This is a genomic window from Pseudomonas ekonensis (assembly GCF_019145435.1).
Lineage (GTDB): Bacteria > Pseudomonadota > Gammaproteobacteria > Pseudomonadales > Pseudomonadaceae > Aquipseudomonas > Aquipseudomonas ekonensis.
In genome coordinates, this window is sequence record NZ_JAHSTS010000003.1 from 230,125 (window position 1) to 252,384 (window position 22,260).

23 protein-coding genes and 1 pseudogene are annotated in these 22,260 nt (G+C 61.5%); 16 read left to right on the forward strand and 8 right to left on the reverse strand.

Going from position 1 to position 22,260, the window contains the following annotated elements; genetic code table 11:
• Positions 1-69 precede the first annotated feature (69 nt).
• On the reverse strand, positions 70-759 hold the full coding sequence (gene phoB / locus KVG96_RS25000; RefSeq protein ID WP_085579082.1) for a phosphate regulon transcriptional regulator PhoB: 690 nt from the start codon (positions 757-759) through the stop codon (positions 70-72).
• A gap of 149 nt (positions 760-908) precedes the next feature.
• Here phoB and KVG96_RS25005 point away from each other — a divergent pair, with 149 nt between their 5' ends.
• The gene (locus KVG96_RS25005; protein WP_217894431.1) at positions 909-1,292 is read left to right on the forward strand and encodes a COG4315 family predicted lipoprotein; all 384 of its coding nucleotides are present in this window, start codon (positions 909-911) and stop codon (positions 1,290-1,292) included.
• Between the two features lie 137 nt (positions 1,293-1,429).
• On the opposite strand, the gene ubiA is transcribed toward KVG96_RS25005, so the two are convergent.
• Together ubiA and KVG96_RS25015 are read right to left on the reverse strand one after the other, a co-directional pair.
• Positions 1,430-2,320, reverse strand: a complete 891-nt coding sequence (gene ubiA / locus KVG96_RS25010; RefSeq protein WP_217894432.1) for a 4-hydroxybenzoate octaprenyltransferase — start codon at positions 2,318-2,320, stop codon at positions 1,430-1,432.
• The gene (locus KVG96_RS25015; protein ID WP_217894433.1) at positions 2,320-2,880 is read right to left on the reverse strand and encodes a chorismate--pyruvate lyase family protein; all 561 of its coding nucleotides are present in this window, start codon (positions 2,878-2,880) and stop codon (positions 2,320-2,322) included. The genes ubiA and KVG96_RS25015 overlap by 1 nt, the downstream gene beginning before the upstream one ends.
• Positions 2,881-3,080: 200 nt before the next feature.
• Between KVG96_RS25015 and KVG96_RS25020 the strand changes: the two genes are divergently transcribed.
• The 3 genes from KVG96_RS25020 (at position 3,081) to KVG96_RS25030 (ending at position 4,883) form a co-directional block, all read left to right on the forward strand.
• Positions 3,081-3,248: a rubredoxin gene (locus tag KVG96_RS25020; protein ID WP_085579074.1), complete on the forward strand. Its 168-nt coding sequence runs from the start codon at positions 3,081-3,083 to the stop codon at positions 3,246-3,248.
• Positions 3,249-3,268: 20 nt separating this feature from the next.
• Entirely contained in the window at positions 3,269-4,417 is a 1,149-nt protein-coding gene (locus tag KVG96_RS25025) for an NAD(P)/FAD-dependent oxidoreductase (RefSeq protein ID WP_217894434.1), read from the forward strand.
• A gap of 190 nt (positions 4,418-4,607) precedes the next feature.
• A complete protein-coding gene (locus KVG96_RS25030; RefSeq protein WP_003213368.1) occupies positions 4,608-4,883 on the forward strand; it encodes an HU family DNA-binding protein in 276 nt (91 codons plus the stop codon).
• A 105-nt stretch (positions 4,884-4,988) separates the two neighbouring features.
• On the opposite strand, the gene KVG96_RS25035 is transcribed toward KVG96_RS25030, so the two are convergent.
• From KVG96_RS25035 to tssI, 5 genes are all read right to left on the reverse strand, one after another.
• The gene (locus tag KVG96_RS25035; RefSeq protein WP_217894435.1) at positions 4,989-5,933 is read right to left on the reverse strand and encodes a phosphatidate cytidylyltransferase; all 945 of its coding nucleotides are present in this window, start codon (positions 5,931-5,933) and stop codon (positions 4,989-4,991) included.
• Positions 5,930-6,529 (reverse strand): lysophospholipid acyltransferase family protein, encoded by a 600-nt coding sequence (locus KVG96_RS25040; protein ID WP_217894436.1) that lies wholly within the window; start codon positions 6,527-6,529, stop codon positions 5,930-5,932. Before KVG96_RS25040 ends, KVG96_RS25035 begins: the two co-directional genes overlap by 4 nt.
• The gene (locus KVG96_RS25045) at positions 6,516-7,148 is read right to left on the reverse strand and encodes a CDP-alcohol phosphatidyltransferase family protein (protein WP_217894437.1); all 633 of its coding nucleotides are present in this window, start codon (positions 7,146-7,148) and stop codon (positions 6,516-6,518) included. The genes KVG96_RS25040 and KVG96_RS25045 overlap by 14 nt, the downstream gene beginning before the upstream one ends.
• Before the next feature lie 80 nt (positions 7,149-7,228).
• Positions 7,229-7,900 carry a DUF2931 family protein gene (locus KVG96_RS25050; protein WP_225927566.1) on the reverse strand — a complete coding sequence of 224 codons (672 nt, stop codon included), beginning with the start codon at positions 7,898-7,900 and terminating at the stop codon, positions 7,229-7,231.
• Between the two features lie 10 nt (positions 7,901-7,910).
• A complete protein-coding gene (gene tssI, locus KVG96_RS25055; RefSeq protein ID WP_217894439.1) occupies positions 7,911-11,252 on the reverse strand; it encodes a type VI secretion system tip protein TssI/VgrG in 3,342 nt (1,113 codons plus the stop codon).
• Positions 11,253-11,970: 718 nt separating this feature from the next.
• On the opposite strand from tssI, the gene tssA reads away from it, so the two are divergent.
• The 12 genes and pseudogenes from tssA (at position 11,971) to tssG (ending at position 22,249) form a co-directional block, all read left to right on the forward strand.
• Positions 11,971-13,530: a type VI secretion system protein TssA gene (gene tssA, locus KVG96_RS25060; RefSeq protein ID WP_217894440.1), complete on the forward strand. Its 1,560-nt coding sequence runs from the start codon at positions 11,971-11,973 to the stop codon at positions 13,528-13,530.
• Between the two features lie 32 nt (positions 13,531-13,562).
• Positions 13,563-14,066 carry a type VI secretion system contractile sheath small subunit gene (gene tssB, locus KVG96_RS25065; protein WP_008007671.1) on the forward strand — a complete coding sequence of 168 codons (504 nt, stop codon included), beginning with the start codon at positions 13,563-13,565 and terminating at the stop codon, positions 14,064-14,066.
• A 28-nt stretch (positions 14,067-14,094) separates the two neighbouring features.
• Positions 14,095-15,570, forward strand: coding sequence for a type VI secretion system contractile sheath large subunit (tssC, locus tag KVG96_RS25070; RefSeq protein WP_085579058.1), 1,476 nt, complete (start codon positions 14,095-14,097; stop codon positions 15,568-15,570).
• A 9-nt stretch (positions 15,571-15,579) separates the two neighbouring features.
• Positions 15,580-15,987, forward strand: coding sequence for a type VI secretion system baseplate subunit TssE (tssE, locus tag KVG96_RS25075; RefSeq protein ID WP_217894441.1), 408 nt, complete (start codon positions 15,580-15,582; stop codon positions 15,985-15,987).
• 11 nt (positions 15,988-15,998) lie between these two features.
• A pseudogene (locus KVG96_RS27710) lies at positions 15,999-16,292 on the forward strand (PAAR domain-containing protein); the annotation flags it as partial.
• A 1,108-nt stretch (positions 16,293-17,400) separates the two neighbouring features.
• Positions 17,401-17,784 (forward strand): hypothetical protein, encoded by a 384-nt coding sequence (locus KVG96_RS25085; RefSeq protein WP_217894443.1) that lies wholly within the window; start codon positions 17,401-17,403, stop codon positions 17,782-17,784.
• The gene (locus KVG96_RS25090; RefSeq protein WP_225927567.1) at positions 17,781-18,173 is read left to right on the forward strand and encodes a hypothetical protein; all 393 of its coding nucleotides are present in this window, start codon (positions 17,781-17,783) and stop codon (positions 18,171-18,173) included. The genes KVG96_RS25085 and KVG96_RS25090 overlap by 4 nt, the downstream gene beginning before the upstream one ends.
• Positions 18,170-18,574 carry a hypothetical protein gene (locus KVG96_RS25095; protein WP_217894444.1) on the forward strand — a complete coding sequence of 135 codons (405 nt, stop codon included), beginning with the start codon at positions 18,170-18,172 and terminating at the stop codon, positions 18,572-18,574. The genes KVG96_RS25090 and KVG96_RS25095 overlap by 4 nt, the downstream gene beginning before the upstream one ends.
• Entirely contained in the window at positions 18,571-19,014 is a 444-nt protein-coding gene (locus tag KVG96_RS25100) for a hypothetical protein (protein ID WP_217894445.1), read from the forward strand. The genes KVG96_RS25095 and KVG96_RS25100 overlap by 4 nt, the downstream gene beginning before the upstream one ends.
• A 17-nt stretch (positions 19,015-19,031) precedes the next feature.
• Positions 19,032-19,463 carry a hypothetical protein gene (locus KVG96_RS25105; protein ID WP_217894795.1) on the forward strand — a complete coding sequence of 144 codons (432 nt, stop codon included), beginning with the start codon at positions 19,032-19,034 and terminating at the stop codon, positions 19,461-19,463.
• Between the two features lie 27 nt (positions 19,464-19,490).
• Positions 19,491-21,278 (forward strand): type VI secretion system baseplate subunit TssF, encoded by a 1,788-nt coding sequence (tssF, locus tag KVG96_RS25110; RefSeq protein ID WP_217894446.1) that lies wholly within the window; start codon positions 19,491-19,493, stop codon positions 21,276-21,278.
• Positions 21,242-22,249 carry a type VI secretion system baseplate subunit TssG gene (gene tssG, locus KVG96_RS25115; protein WP_085693776.1) on the forward strand — a complete coding sequence of 336 codons (1,008 nt, stop codon included), beginning with the start codon at positions 21,242-21,244 and terminating at the stop codon, positions 22,247-22,249. The genes tssF and tssG overlap by 37 nt, the downstream gene beginning before the upstream one ends.
• The last annotated feature ends 11 nt before the right edge of the window (positions 22,250-22,260 follow it).

A 22,260-nucleotide genomic window follows, 5' to 3' on the forward strand; every position in this document is an offset into this window, starting at 1 on the left:
GCTGCAAGCTGCAAGTCAGAGCGGTTCGGCTAGTCCTTGCCGCTTGTGGCTTGAAGCTTGCCGCTGCTTTTATGCCTTGGTGGAGAACCGATAGCCGGTGCCGCGCACGGTTTGTACCAGATTTTCGTAGGCATCGCCGAGGGCCTTGCGCAGGCGCCGGATGTGCACGTCGACGGTGCGCTCCTCGACATAGACATTGCCGCCCCAGACCTGGTCCAGCAATTGCCCGCGGGTGTACGCGCGTTCCTGGTGGGTCATGAAGAACTGCAGCAGACGGTATTCGGTCGGGCCCATCTCGGCCGGGCGGCCGTCGATGGTCACGCGGTGGCTGATCGGGTCGAGCAGCAGGCCGCCGACCTCGATCGGCGCCTCGCCGTCGGTGGGGCCTGCGCGGCGCAGCACGGCCTTCAGGCGCGCCACCAGCTCGCGGGGGGAGAACGGCTTGGTGATGTAGTCGTCGGCGCCGACTTCCAGGCCCTGGATCTTGTTGTCCTCTTCGCCCTTGGCGGTGAGCATGATGATCGGGATGTCCCCGGTCAGCTCGTCGCGCTTGAGGCGGCGGGCCAGTTCGATGCCGGACGTGCCGGGCAGCATCCAGTCGAGCAGGATCAGGTCCGGCTTGCGGTCGACGATGATGGCGTGGGCCTGCTGCGAGTTCTCGGCCTCAAGGCAGTCGTAGCCGGCCATTTCCAACGCCACGGCGATCATCTCGCGGATGGGCGCTTCGTCGTCGACGATCAGAATGTTCCTGCCAACCATGCCTTAATCCTCTTGTCATTTAACTGTCGTGCGCCGCATTAGATAACGGAATTATTGCAGTCGTGTGACAGTATTCGGCGCCCGGCGATTGTGCAAATCCTGGACTAAGCTCTGAGTTCGAATCCTGACAACCACAAAAGAAGGTTTCCATGACTCAGACGACTGTTTCTTTCAAAGCCCTGCTGATGGCCGCCGCACTGACGTTGCCTGGCCTTGCCCTGGCGGCCGAGCCGGCCATGATGAAGGACGGCATGATGGTCGACCACAAAGGCATGACCGTCTACACGTTCGACAAGGACGCCGGCGGCAAGTCGATGTGCAACGGCGACTGCGCCAAGAACTGGCCGCCGATGATGGCGCCGGCGGGCGCCAAGGCCGAAGGCAAGTGGACGGTCATCAAGCGCGACGACGGCATGATGCAGTACGCCTACGACGGCAAGCCGCTGTACACCTTCGTGAAGGATGAAAAGCCCGGGGAAATGAAGGGCGACGGCATGAAGGACGTGTGGCACGTGGTGCACGAGCACAAGTGACCGCTTGATCTTTTGCCTCTGTGGAACCCTGTGGGAGCGGGCTTGCCCGCGAAGGCGTCAGGCCAGTCGGCAGATCCGTTGACTGATGCGCCGCCATCGCGAACAGGCTCGCTCCCGCAATGGTTCTGGGCGGCGGCTCAGCGCAGCGCGTAATCCAGCACGATCCCGATGAAGATCGCCATCCCCGCCCAGTGGTTGTGCAGGAACGCCTTGAAGCACTTCATCCGGTCGCGGTCTCGGGTAAACCAGAACTCCCACGCGAAGCAGCCGGCGGCCGCCAGCAGGCCCAGGTGGAACCACAGGCCCAGCCCGAACTTCGAGCCCGCCAGCAGCAGGCAGCCCAGCGCCAGCCCCTGCAAGGTCAGGATGATCGCCCGGTCGGCATCGCCGAACAGGATCGCCGTGGACTTCACGCCGATCTTCAGGTCATCGTCGCGGTCCGTCATCGCGTAATAGGTGTCGTAGCCCACCGTCCACAGCAGGTTGGCGATCCACAGCAGCCACGCGGTCGCGGGCAGCTCGCCGGTCTCGGCGGTGAACGCCATCGGCATCCCCCAGGAGAACGCCGCGCCCAGCACCACCTGCGGGTAATAGGTGTAGCGCTTCATGAACGGATAGGTGAACGCCAGCGCCAGGCCGCCCAGCGACAGCCAAATCGTTGCGGCGTTGGTGCACAGCACCAGCAGGAAGCTTGCGCCCATCAGCAGGGCGAAGAACGCCAGCGCTTCCTTGGAGCTGATCCTGCCGGCGGCCAGCGGGCGCTCCGCGGTGCGTTTGACGTGACCGTCGACCTTGCGGTCGGCCCAGTCGTTGATCACGCAGCCGCCGGCGCGGGTCAGCACCACGCCGAGGACGAAAATCACGATGTTGGCCAGCGACGGCGAACCCTTGCCGGCGATCCACAGCGCCCACAGCGTGGGCCACAGCAGCAGGTAGATGCCGATGGGCTTGTCCATGCGGGTCAGCTGGATGAAGTCCCAGGCCCGCGGGTTCAGGCGGTTCAGGGACTTGAGCAGGCTCTGGTACATCAGCGGTTCTCCGGTTCGGCGGCGGTGGCGGCCCACAGGCTCGGCAGGAAGACCTCCGCCACCAGCACGCTCAGCGCGCCGCGGTCGAAGCGCGAGCGGCGGCCCCACAGGCCTGGTCCGCGGCATTCGGCGGGCAGCCACTGCTCAGGATAGCGGCAGACTTCGATGGCGCGCCGGCTGAAGGCGTGGTCGCAGAACAGCAGCTCGCCCAGGGAGCGGCTGCCCAGTTCGTCCATGTGCAGGCCGTCGCCCTGCAAGGCGCTGCGCGAGGCCACGCTGCGGGCGAACACCCAGGCTTCGCCGTGGCCGTGAAGGTAGACTTCGCGCACCCAGCCTTCGCTGCCTTCGGCCAGGTCCAGCGCCGCGCACTCGTCGGCGCGCAGGGGCTGCCAGCCTTCGAACAGCGGGGTGATGCTGAAGCCGCCGTCGGACAGGCCGGTCAGGCGGCGGGTCAGGGAGCCTTCGTCGAACAGCCAGTCCATGACCTGTGGGGCGGGGAGGGGCATCAACTGCGTTTGCGCCAGCCAGAGCGGGGCCGGGCGGGATTCTGTGGGTTGCACAATGAGTCGTTTTTGGCCGCAAATGAGGCGGCGAGCTTACCATGGCAGGCGGCGATATTGATTGATCCGGGTCGCCATTGCGCCGAACAGGCTTGCATCTGCCCGGCACCCCCAGTACAAAACGCCCTGAGCCGGAGGGCAGCGCGACACCATCGACCCTCTGCGCCGACACTCGCCTGAACCCCTGAGGAAACACCGGAATGAAGAAGTGGCAATGTATCGTCTGCGGCCTGATCTACAACGAAGCCGAAGGCTGGCCGGATGACGGTATCGCGGCAGGCACCCGCTGGGAAGACGTGCCTGAAGACTGGCTCTGCCCGGACTGCGGCGTCGGTAAGACGGACTTTGAAATGATCGAAATCAACTGAGAAAACACAAGGAGTAGGGCATGAACGCACCTGTAGTGATCATCGGCACCGGGCTGGCCGGCTACAACCTGGCCCGAGAGTTTCGCAAGCTCGACGGCGATACCCCGCTGCTGTTGATCACCGCCGATGACGGCCGTTCCTACTCCAAGCCGATGCTCTCCACCGGGTTCGGCAAGAACAAGGACGCCGACGGCCTGAGCATGGCCGAGCCTGGCGACATGGCCGGGCTGCTCAAGGCCGAGGTGCGCACCCACACCCGCATCAGCGGCATCGACCCCGGCCACAAGCGCCTGTGGATCGGCGAAGAGGCGGTCGAGTACCGCGACCTGATCCTCGCCTGGGGCGCCGAGACCGTGCGCGTGCCGATCGCGGGCGATGCGGCGGATCGGGTGTTCCCGATCAACGATCTCGAAGACTACGCGCGTTTCCGTGCCGCCGTGGACGGCAAGCGCCGGGTGCTGCTGCTCGGGGCCGGGCTGATCGGCTGCGAATTCGCCAACGACCTGATCCTGGGCGGTTACGAGGTGCAAGTGGTTGCGCCGTGCGAACAGGTCATGCCGACCCTGCTGCACCCGGCCGCCGCTGCGGCCGTGCAGGCGGGGCTTGAAGGCCTCGGGGCGCGCTTCCACCTCGGCCCGGTGCTGGCCCGCCTGCAAAAGGTCGCGGACGGCCTGGAGGCGCACCTGTCCGACGGCCAGGTGATCGCCTGCGACGCCGTGGTGTCGGCCATCGGCCTGCGTCCGCGGATCGACCTGGCGGCGGCCGCCGGATTGCAGGTCAACCGCGGTGTGATGGTCGACCGCCAGCTCAAGACGTCCCACGCCAACATCTACGCCTTGGGCGACTGCGCCGAGGTCGACGGGCTGAATCTTCTGTACGTGATGCCCCTCATGAGTTGTGCGAGAGCGCTGGCGCAGACCCTCAGCGGCAATCCGACGGCGGTCAGCTACGGGCCGATGCCGATCACCGTGAAGACCCCCGTCTGCCCGCTGGTGGTGTCCCCGCCGCCACGGGGCCGCGAGGGCGTGTGGACGGTCGAGGGGCAGGGCGCCGACGTCAAAGCGCTGTGCCACGACGGCGAAGGCCAGCTGCTGGGCTACGCCCTGACCGGCGCGGCCGTGACCGAAAAACTCGCCCTGAACAAACAACTTCCGGCCCTGCTGGCGTAAATGCCGGTCGTTCTGTCGGAATCACCCCGCTTTTGCCCCCACAAAGGTCGCGGGGAGACTGGCGCCGCCCCGAACCGCGTGCCATCCTCACTCCCGTCTGCCGCAGCGTAGAGCCTGCGGCGCCTTGGGCGCTGTTCCAACGAGGACAGCACGGACATAACAACAAAAAACCGTCAAAGGGGCTTCACTAATGCGTAAACCAGAACTCGCCGCCGCCATCGCAGAAAAAGCGGACCTGACCAAAGAGCAGGCCAACCGCGTCCTCAATGCCGTTCTCGAAGAAATCACCGGCGCCCTGCACCGCAAGGACAGCGTCACCCTCGTGGGCTTCGGCACCTTCCTGCAACGCCACCGCGGTGCCCGCACCGGCAAGAACCCGCAAACCGGCGAACCGGTGAAGATCAAGGCCAGCAACACCGTTGCGTTCAAGCCGGGCAAGTCGTTGAAGGACAGCGTCAATCCGTAATTGCGGTGCGCCCCCGGGATGAGCGGGGGTGCCGCAGTGAAAAAAGGGCATCACGACCAGGTCGGATGCCCTTTTTTGTGCCTGGCGCAAGGGAGAAGGTGCGGATCAGGCCGAATAGAAGTAGCGGGTCAGGTGGAAGAAGATCGGCGCCGCGAAGCAGATCGAGTCCATCCGGTCGAGCATGCCGCCGTGGCCCTTGATCATTGTGCCCCAGTCCTTGGCGCTCAGGCTGCGCTTGATCGCGGACATGACCAGGCCACCGAGAAAGCCCATGGTCACGATGACCAGCGACATCAGCAGCGCTGCCCAGAAGCTGAACGGCGTCATCCAGAACATGCAGCCGCCGATCAGCGTGGCCGACAGGCCGCCCCCGATCAGGCCTTCCACGGTCTTCGACGGGCTCACCAGCGGCGCGACCTTGCGTTTGCCGAACAGCTTGCCGAACACGTACTGCAGGACATCGCTCATCTGCACCACGAACACCAGATAGAACAGCAACAGGGCGTTCTGACCCTGAAAGCCTTGCAGATCCAGCAGCAACAGCGCCGGCGCGTGGCTGATGCAGTAGATGCAGATCATCACGCCCCACTGGATCTTCGCCGTGCGCTCCAGAAATCCTTCCGTGTCCTGGCTCAGGACGGCAATCGCCGGCAGCAGCAGGAACGCATACACCGGCACCAGCAACGTGAACATCGAGTACCAGTGCGTGCCGATCAGCAGGTATTGCAGGGGGATCAAGATGAAAAACGCCGAGAACAGCGCGTTGTGGTCGCCACGCGCGGTAGGCGTCAGCGTGATGAACTCGCGCAGTGCGAACAGGGAAATGAAGCCGAACAGCACGACCGTGGCGTTGGGGCCGAGCAGCCAGGACACGAAGAAAACAATGACCATCCCCCACCAGGCATTCACCCGCTGGTTGAGGTTTTCGATGGTCGCCACCGAGCTTTCGGAGGTGGCCCGCCGGGCCAGAACGCGCCCGGTGAGCGACGCCACGGCCAGCAGCCCGGCGATGGCTGCGAAGAACCACAGGAACTTGGTTTCCAGACTCATTTCGACAACCTCACGATGGCGTCACGCGCCCGTTCCAGAAACACCTGTTTTTCCTCGCCTTCTATCCTTTGCAGCGGATCGCCGATGCGGATCGTGCAGATGATCGGCAGCGGGACATGTTTGCCTTTTGGCATCGAGCGGTGCAGGTTTTCCAGGTAGATCGGCACCAGATCGACGTCGGGGAAGGTCTCGGCCAGGCGGAAGATTCCGGACTTGAACTCCCCCGGCAGTGCCTGCGTGGAGCGGGTGCCTTCGGGGAAAATGATGATCGAGTGGCCGGCCCGCACCACATCGAAGATCGGCTCCAGCACATTAGTGCCCGGTGCCGGGTTACGCTCGATCAGCACCGCGTTCAGACCTTTCTGCGAGATGTACGAGAGGAAGCGGTTCTTGCCCCAGTAGTCAGCGGCCGCCACCGGTTTCACGTTCAACCGGGCTTCCGGCGGCAGTGCGGCGATGATCGCCAGGGTGTCCATGTGGCTGGTGTGGTTGGCGTAGTAAATGCGCTGGCGGGTGAGGTCCGGCGGGCTCTCCCAGCGGGCGGTCACGCCGATCAAGAAACGCAGCACCGAAATCAGTGCATTACTGATCCACATGGGCATTCCCCTTCAGTTGTCTGGCGATGGCCAGGGTGCGCGTCACGCAGGTGGCTATGGAGCCAAGGGCAATGATCACCAGCGCGATCAGCAGTGCGTAGTGGGTCGCGTAATAAATGGTTTCGAAGACGTTCAACAGCAGCGCCACGGTCATCACCGCCATCCGGTGCTGCTTGGCCATGGGCCCCATGAAGCTCTGCGTGAGTCCGAGAGAGCCGCCGAACACCCGGATATACGCCGTCAGTGCAGCGGCCAATGCGGCAAACCAGCCGAGGTCGGACTGGCCGATGGCAAAGCCCAGCCCGACGATCAGCAGGCTGTCGGCGATCCGGTCCGGAAACTCGTTGTACAGGCTGCCGATAGCCGACTGCTTGCCGCCTTCAATTGCAACCATACCGTCGAACAGATTGCACAGCAGCCGCAACTGAATGCCGACGATGCAGCAGATCGAGCCGGCCACGTCATTGTCGATGTTCAGGGCCACCGCGCCGAACAGCGCAAAGAGCATGCTGATGACGGAGATCTGGTTGGGGGAGATGTCCCGCTTGACCAGTTCATCCGTGAAGCGTCTCGCCCAGCCCGCCGAGCGGGTCTTGATGGGTCGTCTGTTTTCATCCATTTGCCAATGTCCGTATCAGTGATGAGTTGCAGCGGGTTGTATTGTGGTCGCTGGCGGTAGACGGTGCTCGGCAATCTAGGTCACCAGGAGTCGTAGGGGATGCCGTATTTTTCGATGTAGGCCTTGGATTCTTCATAGAGCTGCCTGTGTCTTCCGTTGGTCTTGCCACCGTAGGGACCTTTGGGATCGATCTTGCCCTGGACCCGCATGACTTCGGTCGACAAAAGACACTGGCCGCCCAGCCAGACCTTGGCGATGCCGCCTGGCGCGAGGCCGATGACCATCATATTTCGGTAATCCGTGATCCACTTGCCGTCCGCCCGACAGAAAACCCTCTCGCTCTTGAGCATGATCTGGCGCACTGAGTCCGGAATTTTTATGAAGGCTTTGTAAGTCTGTGGTTCGGCCATGGAATACCAGCGGACGAAGACCAGATAGGGCAGCGCGGCCCCCGTGACACGTCGACCTTTGCCTACCGGATGTTCCGGCCATCCTGGTGCCTGCCCACGGAAAGTGGTGGGCACGCCTTTGCTGTACGGTCGAGGATAGGCAAAGGCTGGAACTCCTCCGGCTGCGTCCAGAAACACGCGTTTGTTGACGTCCACGACGTCTGCAGTTTCGATCCAGGCCTCCATGTAGTCGGGTGTGAAAAACCTGAGCATCCAGCCGTCATAAGGCAGTGATTTTGTACCACCGGATGTGCAGCCGCCCAGCAACACAATGAATATCAATGCAAAGCCAATCTTGAGCATGTACGAGTTCTCACGCATTGGGGTGCACCACACGAACAGACTGATCGGCGGGGCGATTGATAAACAGGATGCTCAGCCCGGTTTCGTTGAGTCCCTTCGCAGCATTCCAGTTGGATGACAGATGAATGTAGCGTTGAGCGAGTAGCGCATTCTCGTTCAGGCTCAAATCGAGACTGCGGGATTCACCGAGCGCAAACATCATCAATTTTCGGGCGATATCCATGAGCTCCTCAGGTAACGCGTAACTCTGAGCTTCTTCGTTAATCGTTTCGAACTCGACCCCGTGCCGGGTCGCCAGCTCCCGCATGATTCGCAGGTAAATCAAGGACAGGTCATTGCGCACGATTCGTTCGCTGTAGACCGCCGCATAGACACTTTTTGATTTGCGCCGATCGCCCTTGACGTTGCTGGCCGTTTCCACCGCCCAGGTTTTGACTTGAAGCGTCAGCCCATAGAGATGCAGTTGGTCCTGAAGCTTGCTGAGTTCTTGCTCGGCCAATCGATAAGCGTTGGTCGACGACGGAGGGGTATTGAAGTCCACGTCGCGACTGCAGCGAGGCTTGCTAAGCAGTACCCGTTCAACAAGATTCGGTAAGTACCCGCCGCCCAAGTCGGAGTGGACGCCGGGCAACACAATGTCGGCGCTTCCACCGCTGTTGAGCGAAAAGTTGTGGCGGCGTTCGTCCCGGGCAACCAGGTGCACAACTTTCTTTGCAATGTCCGGCGCCAGATACAGATTGACGCCGGGGTTGTTGGCGTCATGGACGCTGAAATCGCCGTCAGCCATGCTGCCTATGGCGGCAGCGGTGTCGAAGATGCCGATGAAGTTGATGCTGACATCGATTTTGGCCCGCCAGGAGAAGCTCTCAAGGAACAGTGACGAGTCCGAGGGAAGTAATTGCGCCAGCGGGCTTTGCTCGCCTTTCATTACTTCATTGGCGAAGTGTCTCGCAGCTGCGGCACCGCGGCTGAAGCCGAAGATGTCGAACTGAACGGATTCCACTTTCAAGGTCGGGTTTGCCAGCTCAAAAACGCGAATCCCGGCAATGATGCTCGCTGGGCTTTGCTTGACTCTCGCCAATACACCTTGTGCACCTGTGCCGGTCATTTGCGAAAACACCGAGTCGTCCTCATTGGCACTCGTACCTATGCCATCAAAGTAAATCGGTATGTGCCAGATGGTTTCTTCTTCTGCCAGTCGCCGTCCTTGGTCATCGCGATACAACCTATACAACTTCGCCACATTGCTAGTGTCATTCCCATAACTGCTATCCGGCACATTGCCTTGCCCGTCATACCCATGCGACTGGCAGAACTGGCGAATGTCCTCGGCTTCCTCCTCAAGATTCACATCCCGCGCGTAGCACCCCTTCACCTGTTCGCTGTTGAACAGATTGTTCCCCGTCCCATCGAAAAACACGCCGATCCGCAAGGTGATGCCAGCAGGTAACTCGTCTTCCAGTTCGACCTCTTCCTCCTCTTCTTCAAGCTCGCCTTCCTCCGCGGCTTGAGTGGAAGCAGTTGCCGGTCCTGCGGCCAAGGCTCTTGGCATTGCGGCTTCTGGATGATCAGCGGCTTTGCTGGCGGATGGCTTTCCTCCCGCCACCATCTCGGTGCTGCTGAAGATCCCGTCCCTGTCGATCACGATATGGTGACCACCCGCCTTCAGCGTGATGCTGGCGCCTGCATCCAGCACCACGCTGGCGCCGGCCTTGACCTGTACCTGTTGGCCTGCCTCGACAGTGATGATTTTGCCCGCGGTCGTCTGGCTGCTGCCCTGGATGCTTTCCCATCGATCGCGCCCGACCGCCAGCCGGCTGTCATGGAGAACCTGCCGCTCCATGTCGCGTTGGGCGCGCAGGTAAACCAGTTCCTGGCCGGCACGGTCTTCAAGCGTCAGTTCGTTGTAGCCGCCGGTATCGGGTGAACTGCGACTGCGCAGCACGGTGCGGGTCTTGTGCTCGGGCAGCCTGTAAGGCGCGGGTGTGAGTTTGTTGATCACGCAACCGGTAATCAGTGGTTGATCGGGGTCGCCCTCCAGAAAGGTCACCACTACTTCCATTCCGACGCGGGGAAGGGTCATTGCGCCAAAGCCGTTTCCGGCCCAGCTCGACGACACCCGTACCCAGCAACTGCTGCGCTCGCTGTTCAGCCCGGCCCGGTCCCAGTGGAACTCGATCTTCACGCGACCGAACTCATCGCAGTAGATCTCGTCACCTTTTGGACCGGTTACCCGAGCGGTCTGGCTCACTAATGGAGGCCGGCGCACGGGCAGAGGCGGGCGGAAAACCACTTCGGCAGGAATGGCGCGGAAGCTGTTGCGGTATCCCTGGGTAAAACCGTCTGCGCAAGGGACTTGGTGTGTGGCGTGTTCCTCCAGAACTTGAGGTTGTCGTCCGGTGTGCGTGACTTCGAGTAATTGCCACAGCCCGTTGCATCGCTTTCGGGGATGTTCGGTCAGTTCGAACAGGTGGCCACAGCGCAGGGTTGGCTGGTTGCTCTGACCCTCGGCTGTTTCATAATCGGCGCGATGGCGCTCCAGGGCCTGACGGGCAAGTTGTTTGCCGCGCTTCTCGTTCTCCATCGCCAGCGGGTAGCGATAGTCCTCAAGTCTGGGTGTGAAATCGGCGACAAAGCGGCTTTCAAGCAACAGGTGCGGGCGCTTCGGGTCGTAGTCTCGACGGGTGACGCGGCTGGTACGTGTTCGGGCGTGCCAGGAGAACCGGTGAACCACCGGGTGCTCCGCCACCATCGCGCTGTCGTGCCGGTAGGTTGTTGTGTGCAATGTCGGCAGGAACACCGTGTCATCGGTGAACACCAGCAAGTGCCTCTCCAACGAGTGCTGGTGATGCCATGTGAGGCCGTCTTCGGCGCACAGGCGCTGGATGAACCCGAAATCGCTTTCACCGTACTGGGTGCAGTTCGCGCGTGGTGGCAAGGTCTGGACATGGAACCTGAACGCATCGGCAAGGATGCCGTGCCGCTTGAGCACTTGTGTGATGATTTGTGGGACAGTCTGGTTCTGGAAAATCTGTTGATCGCGACTGAACTGCAAATAGTGGAGGACTGGAACCAGTGTCAGGCCATAGTGCGACAGGCGCTTTCCCGACTCGCCGGCCTGTACATCCTCGATGCACCCGTGAATACCTTCGCCATTCAGTCCGAAGCGCAGGAACGCCGGCTGACCAAGCAAACCTTCCACGTCGAAATCATGAACCTCGCAGACCAGTTCTACCTTGATGGCATACAGCGTGCTGACGGCCTCGGCACCTTCGAAAGCCAACACCTTGAAGTCGTTGCGAACGGCGGGAATATGCAGCGTAAAGCGCGCAGAACTGACAGCTCCAGACATACGCTTATCCTTAAGCAGAGAGGGAAATTGGGCGTGATGTCGAAACCCTCCCTGGTCAGCGCACGCGAACATTGCCCGACACGCTAACAAGGCGTGAAACATGTTTATGTAAGAAGTGTCCGGGGCTTGAGTCAGACCGATCCGCGTTTCAAAGTGCGGGCCCGGTTTGAGGAACGGGCTGTAGGAAGAGTGATGGCTGGATATTGATTCGAGGCATGGGCCCCCGTTTGGGGAAGGCCTTTGGAACTAGTGGATATATAGGATGCCATCACGATGATGGCACTTTTATTGTTCCCGGCAGGTTCTCACCATTTGTTCATAGATACCGTCCCATTTTCAGAACCTTCCTACTTCATTTTTTTTCCGGATTTGTCATGCTTGCCGCCCTTACTTATGGGACGAGCGTGCAGCTGTCCGGCGGCGGTTTCACGGGCCGCTCTAGGTCGGAGGTTTCGGCCGGGAGGGAGGTAAACGTGGAATATAAACAGGCATCAGGGAAACCCCTGCGGCATATAGGGCAATCTCTTACAGAACCCAATGAACACTTCGTCTTGTTGTTTAATCAGATGCTTGCTAGTGGCCATCATAGTGATTACGATGCGCGCACTTGAAAGAGCAGAAACTCAATTGGATGAGTCGCTTCGCCGCTCTTCGATACTGTCCCGCGCCGCTGCCATTCCAATGGGCGCACGACCGTAATCCAAACTAAAGGCCATGGATGTCCTACTCGAGCAAACTTTCCGCCCATTACCTCGAACTCGCTAAAGTCTCTGTTTCCAAAGAGAATTTTGCGGGCGAAGACGTTCGCTTCTCGAGCGAATTCGAGGCGCTGGAAAGCGAGCTGGCCAAGGCTTCGTCGATGCACGAAAGCGGCCAGGTCGATTGGCTCAAAATCCGCGAAAACAGCGAAACCCTCCTGCGCACCCAGTCCAAGGACCTGCGGGTCGGCGCCTGGCTGACATGGTCGCTGTACCAGCGCGAGTCCTTCCCCGGGCTGCTCGCTGGCCTGGGTCTGCTGCACCATCTGTCGGAAAACAACTGGGCCGACATCCACCCGCTCAAGCCCCGCACCCGGGCCGCCGCCATCGGCTGGCTGGTGCCGCGGCTGGAGCAGGTCATCACCGAAAATGTCGCGATCAAGGAACAGCTGCCGATGTTCCGGCGCCTGTCCGAGCATCTGGACGGCCTTGACGCCGCGTGCAGCCAGCACCTGGGCGACGACGCGCCGCTGCTGCTGCCGGTCAGCCGCCGCCTCAAGACCATGATCCAGCGCGCCGCCGACAACCAGCCGGAACCCGGCGTGGTCGGCGCGGCGGTGGCCCAGGTCAAGCAGGCGGCCACCCAACTGTTCACACCCGGCGCGCCGATCGACAACGAGAAAGAGGCCTACAAGGCCTTGCGCGCCCAGCAGGAGAGCGCCCGCCCGCTGTGCGCCTGGTGGCTCAAGCAGAAGGCCACCGACCTGCGCGCCCTGCGCCTGAACCGCACGCTGCTGTGGCTGCCGATCGACGCGGTGCCCGAGCGCAACGCCGAGCAGATCACCGTGCTGCGCAACCTGCCGACGGACAAGCTCAAGGCCTATCAGGACCGTTTCGACCAGGGCAAGTACGCCGACCTGCTGGTGGAGCTGGAGGCGAGCCTGGCGAAGGCGCCGTTCTGGTTCGACGGCCAGCGGATGGTCTGGGAATGCCTGCAGAACCTCAACGCCGAAATGGCCATGCGCGAAGTGGAGATCCACTTCGCGCTTTTGGTTCAGCGCCTGCCCGGCATCGTCGAGCTGCGTTTCCACGACGGCGTGCCGTTCGCCGATCCGGCCACCCGCGCCTGGATCGCCGCCAATGTCATGCCGCACCTGCAGAGCGCCAGCGCGCCGCGCAAGGTCGAGGCCGAGGTCGAGACCCAGCCGGCCTGGGAAAAGGCCCTCGAAGAGGTGATGCCGATCCTGCGCAAGGAAGGCCTGAAGGCCGCCGTGCAGATCCTCAAGCAAGGCCTGCAGGCCGCCCATGGCGGGCGGGTGCGCTTCTTCTGGCAGTTCGCCCTGGCGCGCCTGTGCTTCATGGCCAAGAAGTACGAACTGGCCAAGAACCAGCTCGAAACCCTCGATCAGACACTCCAGGACTCAGGCCTGCACGCCTGGGAGCCCGATCTTGCGCTGGAAGTGCTGCACCTGCTGCACAGTTGCTGCGAGCTGATGCCGCAGAACCATGCCGTACGTGAACGCAAGGATGAGATTTATCGCAGGCTGTGCCACCTCGACCTCGAAGTGGTACTCGAATAGGCCCCAGGGCCACAACCGCAAGGAGAAAAGCCATGGCCAAAGAAGGCTCGGTAGCCCCCAAGGAACGCATCAACGTCACCTTCAAACCCGCCACCGGCGGTGCTCAGGAAGAGATTGAACTGCCGCTGAAACTGCTGGCGATCGGTGACTACACCCACCGCAAGGACGAGCGCAAGATCGAGGATCGCAAGCCGATCAGCATCGACAAGATGACCTTCGACGAGGTGCTGGCCAAGCAGGAGCTGAGCCTGACCCTGAGCGTGCCGAACCGTCTGCAGGAAGACGGCGAAGCCGACGAGCTGGCCGTGCAGCTGCGCGTCAACTCCATGAAGGACTTCAACCCGGCCAGCCTGGTCGAGCAAGTGCCTGAACTGAAAAAGCTGATGGAACTGCGCGATGCGCTGGTGGCCCTCAAAGGCCCGCTGGGCAACGCCCCTGCGTTCCGTAAAGCCATCGAAGGCGTGCTCGCCGACGACGAATCCCGCGGTCGCGTACTCGGTGAGCTGGGCCTGAACGCCGCAGCCCCGGACGCCTGAGACTCCAGCAGCCAAGGAAGCCAACACAATGAGCACTAGCGCAGCACAACAGAACGCCGCCGAGAACGGCGAATACAGCATCCTCGACAGCATCATCGCCGAGACCCGCCTGACGCCGGACGACGAAGCCTACGACATCGCCAAGCGCGGTGTGTCGGCGTTCATCGAAGAGCTGCTCAAGCCGCAGAACAACGGCGAGCCTGTCAAGAAGGCCATGGTCGACCGCATGATCGCCGAGATCGATGCCAAGCTCAGCCGTCAGATGGACGAAATCCTGCACCACCCGGACTTCCAGGCCCTGGAATCGTCGTGGCGCGGCCTGCAACTGCTGGTGGACCGCACCAACTTCCGCGAAAACATCAAGATCGAAATCCTCAACGTCTCCAAGGACGACCTGCTGGACGACTTCGAAGACTCGCCGGAAGTGATGCAGTCGGGCCTGTACAAGCACATCTACACCGCTGAATACGGCCAGTTCGGTGGACAGCCGGTGGGCGCGATCATCGCCAACTACTACCTGTCCCCAAGCTCGCCGGACGTGAAGCTGATGCAGTACGTGTCCAGCGTCGCCTGCATGTCCCACGCGCCGTTCATCGCCGCCGCCGGCCCGAAATTCTTCGGCCTGGAAAGCTTCACCGGCCTGCCGGACCTGAAGGACCTGAAAGACCACTTCGAAGGCCCGCAATTCACCAAGTGGCAGAGCTTCCGTACCTCCGAAGACGCCCGCTACGTCGGCCTGACCGTGCCGCGCTTCCTGCTGCGCAACCCGTACGACCCGGAAGAGAACCCGGTCAAGTCGTTCGTGTACAAGGAAAACGTCGCCAACAGCCACGAGCACTACCTGTGGGGCAACACCGCCTACGCGTTCGGCACCAAGCTGACCGACAGCTTCGCCAAGTTCCGCTGGTGCCCGAACATCATCGGCCCGCAGAGCGGCGGCGCGGTTGAAGACCTGCCTCTGCACCACTTCGAAAGCATGGGCGAAATCGAAACCAAGATTCCTACGGAAGTTCTGGTTTCCGACCGTCGCGAGTACGAACTGGCCGAGGAAGGCTTCATCTCCCTGACCATGCGCAAAGGCTCCGACAACGCGGCGTTCTTCTCCGCAAGCTCGGTGCAGAAGCCGAAGTTCTTCGGCATCAGCGCAGAAGGCAAGGCTGCAGAGCTGAACTACAAGCTCGGCACCCAACTGCCGTACATGATGATCGTCAACCGCCTGGCCCACTACCTGAAGGTGCTGCAGCGCGAGCAACTCGGTTCGTGGAAAGAGCGCACCGACCTCGAGCTGGAACTGAACAAGTGGATCCGCCAGTACGTGGCCGACCAGGAAAACCCGAGCGCCGAAGTCCGTGGCCGCCGTCCTCTGCGCGCTGCGCAGGTGATCGTCAGCGACGTCGAAGGCGAGCCGGGCTGGTACCGCGTCAGCCTGAACGTGCGTCCGCACTTCAAGTACATGGGTGCTGACTTCACCCTGTCGCTGGTCGGCAAGCTGGACAAAGAGTAAGAGCGACTCATGGACGGATACGGCAGCCTTTTCGAACGCCTGAACGGCGACGCGGACCTGCGCGCCGGCTGGAGCCGCGAGGCTTCGGCCATGGCGTCGGTGGCTGCCCATCTGGCCAAAATGCTCAGCACCCGGGCCGGCAGCGTGCAAACGCTGTCCGACTACGGGTTGCCCGATCTCAATGACATGCGCCTGAGCCTGCACGACTCCCTGAGCCAGGCCCGCCTGGCCATCGAAAGCTTCATCGAAGCCTACGAGCCGCGCCTGAGCAACGTGCGTGTCATTTCCCTGCCGCGTGACCACGACCAGCTCCGCCTGTCCTTCAGCATCGAAGGCCTGCTGGAGGTGGACGGTTTCAAGCGTCAGGTCAGTTTCTCCGCGCGCCTGGACGGCAGCGGCCAAGTGAAGGTCACCTAAGGAAATCCCCGATGTCCGGCAAACCTGCAGCCCGCGTCTCCGACCCCACCGCTTGCCCGATCCCTGGCCACGGCACCAACCCGATCGCCGCCGGCTCCGGCGACGTCTTCTTCGACGGCCTCCCGGCCGCCCGCCAGGGCGATGCCTCGGCCTGCGGCGGCGCTATGGTCGGCGACCTCGCCACCACGGTGCTGATCAACGGCAAACCGGCCGCGACCGTGGGTTCGGTGGGGGCGCACGGCAACAAGGTCACGGCGGGTTCCGGGACGGTGATCATCGGGAATTCGCATTCGCCGGCGCCGTTTTCGGGGCTTGCCGCCCTTGCGGTCGCCGCTGCTCTGGAATACCGACTGGGTCTGAAGTCGGGTGGCAACTCGGTTTTGACCCCGTTGGAAATACCGGACTTCGATGAACTGAAGTCCGGAACATCGAAAAACCGCGAACTGGTCGACTTCGTCGTCGAGAACCGGATGGACACGGCAGACAGTGTGAAGCTGGAAGTGCTGGACGGCGAAAAACCGGTCTACACCGAAGCCAATACCGCCCCGTTCTTGCCCCCTGGCAAGCACCCGTGGCAATGGGATGGGTACGACACTGCCGGCATCCTCGACACCAAAATCCTGAAAAGCCCAAACCTGAAAGTGCGCCTCACCGCGACCGGGGCGGGCAAGCAGCAAGTGACCGAAGTGAAGCTTGATTGCTCGGCTGGAGAGGTGAAGTGGGTCGATGTGCGCATTGACCGCAACGCCAAGACCGTGGAAGTGACGCTGCGCCCGAGTTTCTCGGATGGTGGCAGCACCGGTTCCACGCCTGGCCTGGTGCCTACACCGTTCAGCACTTTGCTGGATTGGGCGAAGGAAGGCATCGAATTGTATTGGTCACGCAATGGTTCGCGCGGTGGTGGTATTGCCGAAGGGATCACCACCAGCAAAGGGGTCTACAAAGTCACGGTCAAGGCCGAGGTCAACGTCGAGCCCAAGGCCGGGAACTTCCCCTTGATTGACTCGTTGTCAGCGGACTTCGGTCGTTCGACCAGCCTGGCAATCGCCCGGAAGGTTTACCACAACGCCGGCTATGCCTTTGACCAACTCGTCAAGCGTCAAGGCCTTGCGGCTGCGGATGCTGCCAACTATGCACAGGAAGAATTCAAAGAGACCTCGGCCCATGAGTTCGGGCATCTGATTCTCAACGAATACGGTGGCGGACTGATCCCGAATTACTCGTGGACGCACAAAGAAACGTCAACGTTGATGCAAAACCCCAAGGCAAACCATCCGACACCGAGCACGGGGGAGGTGGATGTCATGCATTACTTCAGCAGCTACACCCAGTCGGCCGCCAGCCTGCAGAAGCGCATGGCCGCTTCTGAACAAGACGTGAAAAGCCTGCTCTGGCTGGCCAGGGTTGAATTCGATGACTAGGTTCGCCGGGTTCATCCTGCTGTTTGTCTCCCTGTACGGCTGCGCAGCGCAGCAGGTCTACAACAACCATGTGTACATGGAGAACCGTTGTGGCCAGCCACTCGAGATGAAGGTTTCCAACAGCTCGAACATGCACTCACTGGATCGCAACCTGACCGTTGCAGCAGGCGCTCGTGCGCTCGTGGCGAGCTTTGTCTCTTACGGTGAAGACGTGATCGAACAGATCCCGAGCAACTATCAGCTGACCATCAACGACGCTGCGGGCAGTAAATCCATTGACGCTACTCAGTTGAAACAGCGCCTGGCCGTTGTCGAGAAAGTCACTGAAGGAACCCAGCGCGAGTGGACGATCCGTGAGGCTTCGATCTGCCCATGAAACTGCCAGGAATGACCTACATGTCGAGCTGGGCGGGCCTTTCATTGGCTGCCTGTACTGTCCAACAGGTTTACCGCAATGACGTGTACCTGCAGAACACTTGTGGAGTACCGCTGGAGCTGACGCTGGCAAACGACTCCAACTACGACGATCAACCACGCAGCTTCACGTTGGCTCCGAATGAGCGCAGCTCCGTCGCCAACTATCAATCCTTTGGCGAAGACGTATTGGGTCAGATCAGTGACCAATACAGCCTGATGCTTAAAAGTCTGGCCGCGACTAAAACCATCGACGCGCAAACGTTACGCAAAGCCTTGGCGAGAATAGAAAAAACTGAGGAAAGAGGTGTTCGCTCATGGACGGTCGATAACGGGGCTTTCTGCCCATGAAGCGCTTTTTTCGGATCGGCTCCAAGAAGCTCAGTGCCTGGCAATGCCTTGTAGCTTTTCTCAGCTCGGTCGGTTTGCTGGCGATTCTGGTCGGCCTTGCGTTGTTGTTGCGAATGGAACACTCCACCGAGCCCAAGCTGTTCGCCCATCCCAATGCTCTGTGGATCGGTGCCGAGGATGGTGGGGTATTCGTTGAAATTACCAGGAACGAGGCACCGGACTACTACGTTGAGATTCGCCACGAGAGTGGTGGGATGTGGATCGAAGGTTGGATTCGATACGGCGCCCGAGACAGCTATCCGCTCAGCGCCGCAGCTGTTGGCGGCTACGATGGCGTCGAGCTCTATCTGTACACGGGCGTCGTGATCACGCCGCAAAAACAGGGAATTGCGCAGCGATGAATATCTACGTGCGCCTTGCTCTGTGTCTGGTGATTCACGCGGTGGGATGCGTGGCCTACGTTTTTTTGAACAACGCAGTCGTTGTGGCCTACAAGGCGTTTAACGGCGGATTTACCTCTCGTGGGGTGGCGATCGGTATTGCTCACTACATGTTCATCTACATCTTTTTCGGGGTGAACGCGCTGGTCGCGATTATCCCGAAACTGTGGGTCAAGCTCGGCCTGTTCACACTAATGGTTGCCTGGATTCTGTTCATGATGGTGCCTGACAACCCACTACGAGCGCTGTACTACACCGTGGCCCAGGGCGGGGTGACATTGCTGGCGATTCTGGCCACGCAGGTCATTGAGCTGCGCCTGGAAAAGCGCGCTTTGACGCGGCAGGCATTGCCTGCGATTGCTTCGCAGGACGTGGTTTCGCAAATGAGGGCTTGCCCGTGATCGGTGTATCGAACCAGATGCCCATCCTCAGCCGCGCGCAGCTGAGTTTTTTCATGGGTGCCTTGTGGACGCCATTCTTGGCCATGCTGGCGTTTTCATCCTATGGCCTATGGATTGGCGAATATTCGACCTTCGATTCGTCCGAGACCCACTGGGTGTATCTGTTGTGGTTCGGTATGCCCGGGCTGTTGCTGTTTGCGCTCTGGGTATCGCGGACCGCGAAGAGCCGAAGTGAGCAACAGGCGGTACGAATGGTCTGGCTGGCACCGCTGAAGTTCATCCCTTTCTACGCGGTGCCCTGGATGCTTTATGGCGTGTGCAGTCTGGTCGCCGGGCCGTTCGACAGTGCTTTCATGGCCTACGGCTGGATTCTGCTCGTGCCGTACCTCCTGATCGCCGGTTACTTCTGTGCCGGTCTGACGGTCGCGCTCTACAGGATATTTTTTTGATGAGTTCCACTACCAGGCAGGTAACCCGTGTCCTTTAACCACTACTACCAAAGCGAACTCACCGCACTGCGCCAACTGGGCCGCCGTTTCGCCGAGCGTAGTCCGGCGCTGGCGCCGTTCCTGGGGCAGGCCGGGCGGGATCCGGATGTGGAGCGGTTGCTGGAAGGGTTCGCGTTCCTGACCGGGCGCCTGCGCCAGAAGCTCGATGACGAGTTGCCGGAGCTCAGCCATTCGCTGATGCAACTGCTGTGGCCGAACTACATGCGGCCGTTGCCGGCGTTCAGCATTCTGCAGTTCGACCCGCTCAAGCGTTCGGGACCGGCGCTGAAGGTCGAGCGGGACACGCCGATCGAAAGCGTGCCGATCGAAGACGTGCGCTGTCGTTTCCGCACCTGCTACCCGACCGAAGTGCTGCCGCTGGACCTGGCCGCGCTGAACTACTCGGTGAAGGGCGACGGCTCGCTGCTCAGCCTGCGCCTGGAGATGAGCGCCGACGGCCACCTCGGCGAGCTGGAACTGAGCAAGCTGCGCCTGCACTTCGCCGGCGAGCGCTACATCAGCCAGATGCTTTACCTGAGCCTTTTGCGCAACCTCGAAGGCATCGAGCTGATCCCGCTGGACGGCGCCGGCAAGCCCATCGACGGGGTCAGCGGCAAGCCGATGGCGTTCAAGATCCCGGGCGACCGCGTCAAGCCGGTGGGGTTCGCCGAAGAAGAGGCGCTGATCCCGTACCCGCTCAACACCTTCCGCGGCTACCGCTACCTGCAGGAATACTTCGCCTTCCAGGACAAGTTCCTGTTCGTCGACGTCAACGGCCTCGACATCCTCAAGGCGCTGCCGGAAGACACGCTCAAGCAGATGCGCGGCCTGGAGCTGCGCTTCGACATCCGCAAGAGCGGGATCATGCGCATGCGTCCGACCCTGGACAACGTGAAGCTGTTCTGCACGCCGATCGTCAACCTGTTCAAGCACGATGCGCTGCCGATCCGCCTCGACGGCAAGCAGGACGAATACCTGCTGCTGCCGGCGGAGTTCGACCTGGAGAACTGCGGCGTGTTCTCGGTGGAGACCGTCACCGGCTGGAAGCCCGGCGGCCTCGGCTACCAGGAGTACGTGCCGTTCGAATCGTTCGAGCACGATCCGAGCTTCGACGTGCCCAACAGCCGTCCGCACTACAGCATCCGCCAGCGCTCGTCCTTGCTGCACGACGGCCTCGACACCTACCTGAGCTTCGGCATCCGCCACACCGAGGCCCACGAGACCCTGTCGATCGAGCTGACGTGCACCAACCAGAACCTGCCGCGCAAGCTCAAGCTCGGCGACATCTGCATGGCCTGCGAAGAGACGCCGGAGTTCCTGAGTTTCCGCAACATCACCCCGGCGACGTCGAGCTTCGCGCCGCCGCTGAACCGTGACTTCCTGTGGAAGCTGATCAGCAACATGTCGCTCAACTACCTGTCGCTGGCCGACGTCAACGCGCTGAAGGTGATCCTGGAGACCTACGACCTGCCGCGCTACTACGACCAGCACGCGGAAAAGGTCAGCAAACGCCTGCTCGGCGGCCTCAAGCACATCAAGCACCATCACGTGGACCGCCTGCACCGTGGCTTGCCGGTGCGCGGTCTGCGCACCGAACTGACCATCGACCCGGAAGGCTACATCGGTGAAGGCGACCTGTTCGTCTTCGCCTCGGTCCTCAACGAGTTTTTCGCGCTCTACGCCAGTCTCAACTCGTATCACGAGCTGCGGGTCAAAAGCACACAGGGAGAGGTGTACCAATGGACACCACGTATGGGTCTGCAGCCCCTGCTCTAAGCGGGCTGACCCGGGCAATACGCGAGTACTCGCTGTTCCAGGCCGTGCTGCTGGTGATCGACCGGCTGCGCGATGCGCACCCGTACCTGAGCGAAGACGACCTGTACGACCAGCTGGAATTCCAGGCCAACCCGAGCCTCGGGTTCCCCGGCTGCGACGTCGACCGCGTGGAGTTCTTCGAAGAGCACGGGCAAATGCGCGCGCGCATGCGCTTCAACCTGATCGGCCTGGTCGGCTCCGGTTCGCCGCTGCCGGCGTTCTACGGCGAACAGGCCCTGGGCGACAGCGAAGAAGGCAACCCGACGCGCAACTTCCTCGACCTGTTCCACCATCGCCTGCAGCGGCTGCTGCTGCCGATCTGGCGCAAGTACCGCTACCGCGCCAGTTTCCAGAGCGGCGCCATCGACCCGTTCTCGTCGCAGCTGTTCGCCCTGATCGGCCTGGGCGGCGACGAGATCCGCAAGGCCAAGGAACTGAACTGGAAGCGCCTGCTGCCGTACCTCGGCCTCCTGAGCCTGCGGGCCCACTCGGCGGCGCTGATCGAAGCGGTGCTGCGGTACTACTTCAAGCACGAGGACCTGGTGATCGAGCAATGCATCGAGCGTCGCGTGGAGATTCTCGATGAGCAGCGCAACCGTCTGGGCCGCAACAACAGCGTGCTCGGCGAAGACCTGGTGCTGGGCGAGCACGTGCGCGACCGCAGCGGCAAGTTCCGCATCCACATCACCGAACTCGACTGGGAGCGGTTCCACGAATTCCTGCCCATCGGCTTCGGTTACCAGCCGCTGTGCGCGCTGGTGCGGTTCACCCTGCGTGACCCGCTCGATTACGACATCCGCCTGGTGCTGCGTCCGGAAGAGATCCGCGAACTGCGCATCGGCGAGAAGAACGACTGTCGCCTGGGTTGGACCAGTTGGCTGGGCTGCGAGAAAGCGGACGGCGTGGTGACCCTGGGCAGCAAAATTCATTAAGGACGTGAGCC

Excerpts from the sequence above, each read along its gene's own strand:
- KVG96_RS25105 (WP_217894795.1), top strand. The coding sequence starts at position 19,032 with ATGCCCATCCTCAGCCGCGCGCAGCTGAGTTTTTTCATGGGTGCCTTG.
- KVG96_RS25095 (WP_217894444.1), top strand. The coding sequence starts at position 18,170 with ATGAAGCGCTTTTTTCGGATCGGCTCCAAGAAGCTCAGTGCCTGGCAA.
- tssG (WP_085693776.1), top strand. The coding sequence starts at position 21,242 with ATGGACACCACGTATGGGTCTGCAGCCCCTGCTCTAAGCGGGCTGACC.
- KVG96_RS25040 (WP_217894436.1), bottom strand. The coding sequence starts at position 6,529 with ATGTGGATCAGTAATGCACTGATTTCGGTGCTGCGTTTCTTGATCGGC.
- KVG96_RS25020 (WP_085579074.1), top strand. The coding sequence starts at position 3,081 with ATGAAGAAGTGGCAATGTATCGTCTGCGGCCTGATCTACAACGAAGCC.
- tssE (WP_217894441.1), top strand. The coding sequence starts at position 15,580 with ATGGACGGATACGGCAGCCTTTTCGAACGCCTGAACGGCGACGCGGAC.
- tssB (WP_008007671.1), top strand. The coding sequence starts at position 13,563 with ATGGCCAAAGAAGGCTCGGTAGCCCCCAAGGAACGCATCAACGTCACC.
- phoB (WP_085579082.1), bottom strand. The coding sequence starts at position 759 with ATGGTTGGCAGGAACATTCTGATCGTCGACGACGAAGCGCCCATCCGC.
- KVG96_RS25085 (WP_217894443.1), top strand. The coding sequence starts at position 17,401 with ATGACTAGGTTCGCCGGGTTCATCCTGCTGTTTGTCTCCCTGTACGGC.
- KVG96_RS25005 (WP_217894431.1), top strand. The coding sequence starts at position 909 with ATGACTCAGACGACTGTTTCTTTCAAAGCCCTGCTGATGGCCGCCGCA.
- KVG96_RS25045 (WP_217894437.1), bottom strand. The coding sequence starts at position 7,148 with ATGGATGAAAACAGACGACCCATCAAGACCCGCTCGGCGGGCTGGGCG.
- KVG96_RS25035 (WP_217894435.1), bottom strand. The coding sequence starts at position 5,933 with ATGAGTCTGGAAACCAAGTTCCTGTGGTTCTTCGCAGCCATCGCCGGG.
- tssA (WP_217894440.1), top strand. The coding sequence starts at position 11,971 with ATGTCCTACTCGAGCAAACTTTCCGCCCATTACCTCGAACTCGCTAAA.
- KVG96_RS25100 (WP_217894445.1), top strand. The coding sequence starts at position 18,571 with ATGAATATCTACGTGCGCCTTGCTCTGTGTCTGGTGATTCACGCGGTG.
- KVG96_RS25090 (WP_225927567.1), top strand. The coding sequence starts at position 17,781 with ATGAAACTGCCAGGAATGACCTACATGTCGAGCTGGGCGGGCCTTTCA.
- tssI (WP_217894439.1), bottom strand. The coding sequence starts at position 11,252 with ATGTCTGGAGCTGTCAGTTCTGCGCGCTTTACGCTGCATATTCCCGCC.
- tssC (WP_085579058.1), top strand. The coding sequence starts at position 14,095 with ATGAGCACTAGCGCAGCACAACAGAACGCCGCCGAGAACGGCGAATAC.
- KVG96_RS25030 (WP_003213368.1), top strand. The coding sequence starts at position 4,608 with ATGCGTAAACCAGAACTCGCCGCCGCCATCGCAGAAAAAGCGGACCTG.
- ubiA (WP_217894432.1), bottom strand. The coding sequence starts at position 2,320 with ATGTACCAGAGCCTGCTCAAGTCCCTGAACCGCCTGAACCCGCGGGCC.
- KVG96_RS25050 (WP_225927566.1), bottom strand. The coding sequence starts at position 7,900 with ATGCTCAAGATTGGCTTTGCATTGATATTCATTGTGTTGCTGGGCGGC.
- KVG96_RS25025 (WP_217894434.1), top strand. The coding sequence starts at position 3,269 with ATGAACGCACCTGTAGTGATCATCGGCACCGGGCTGGCCGGCTACAAC.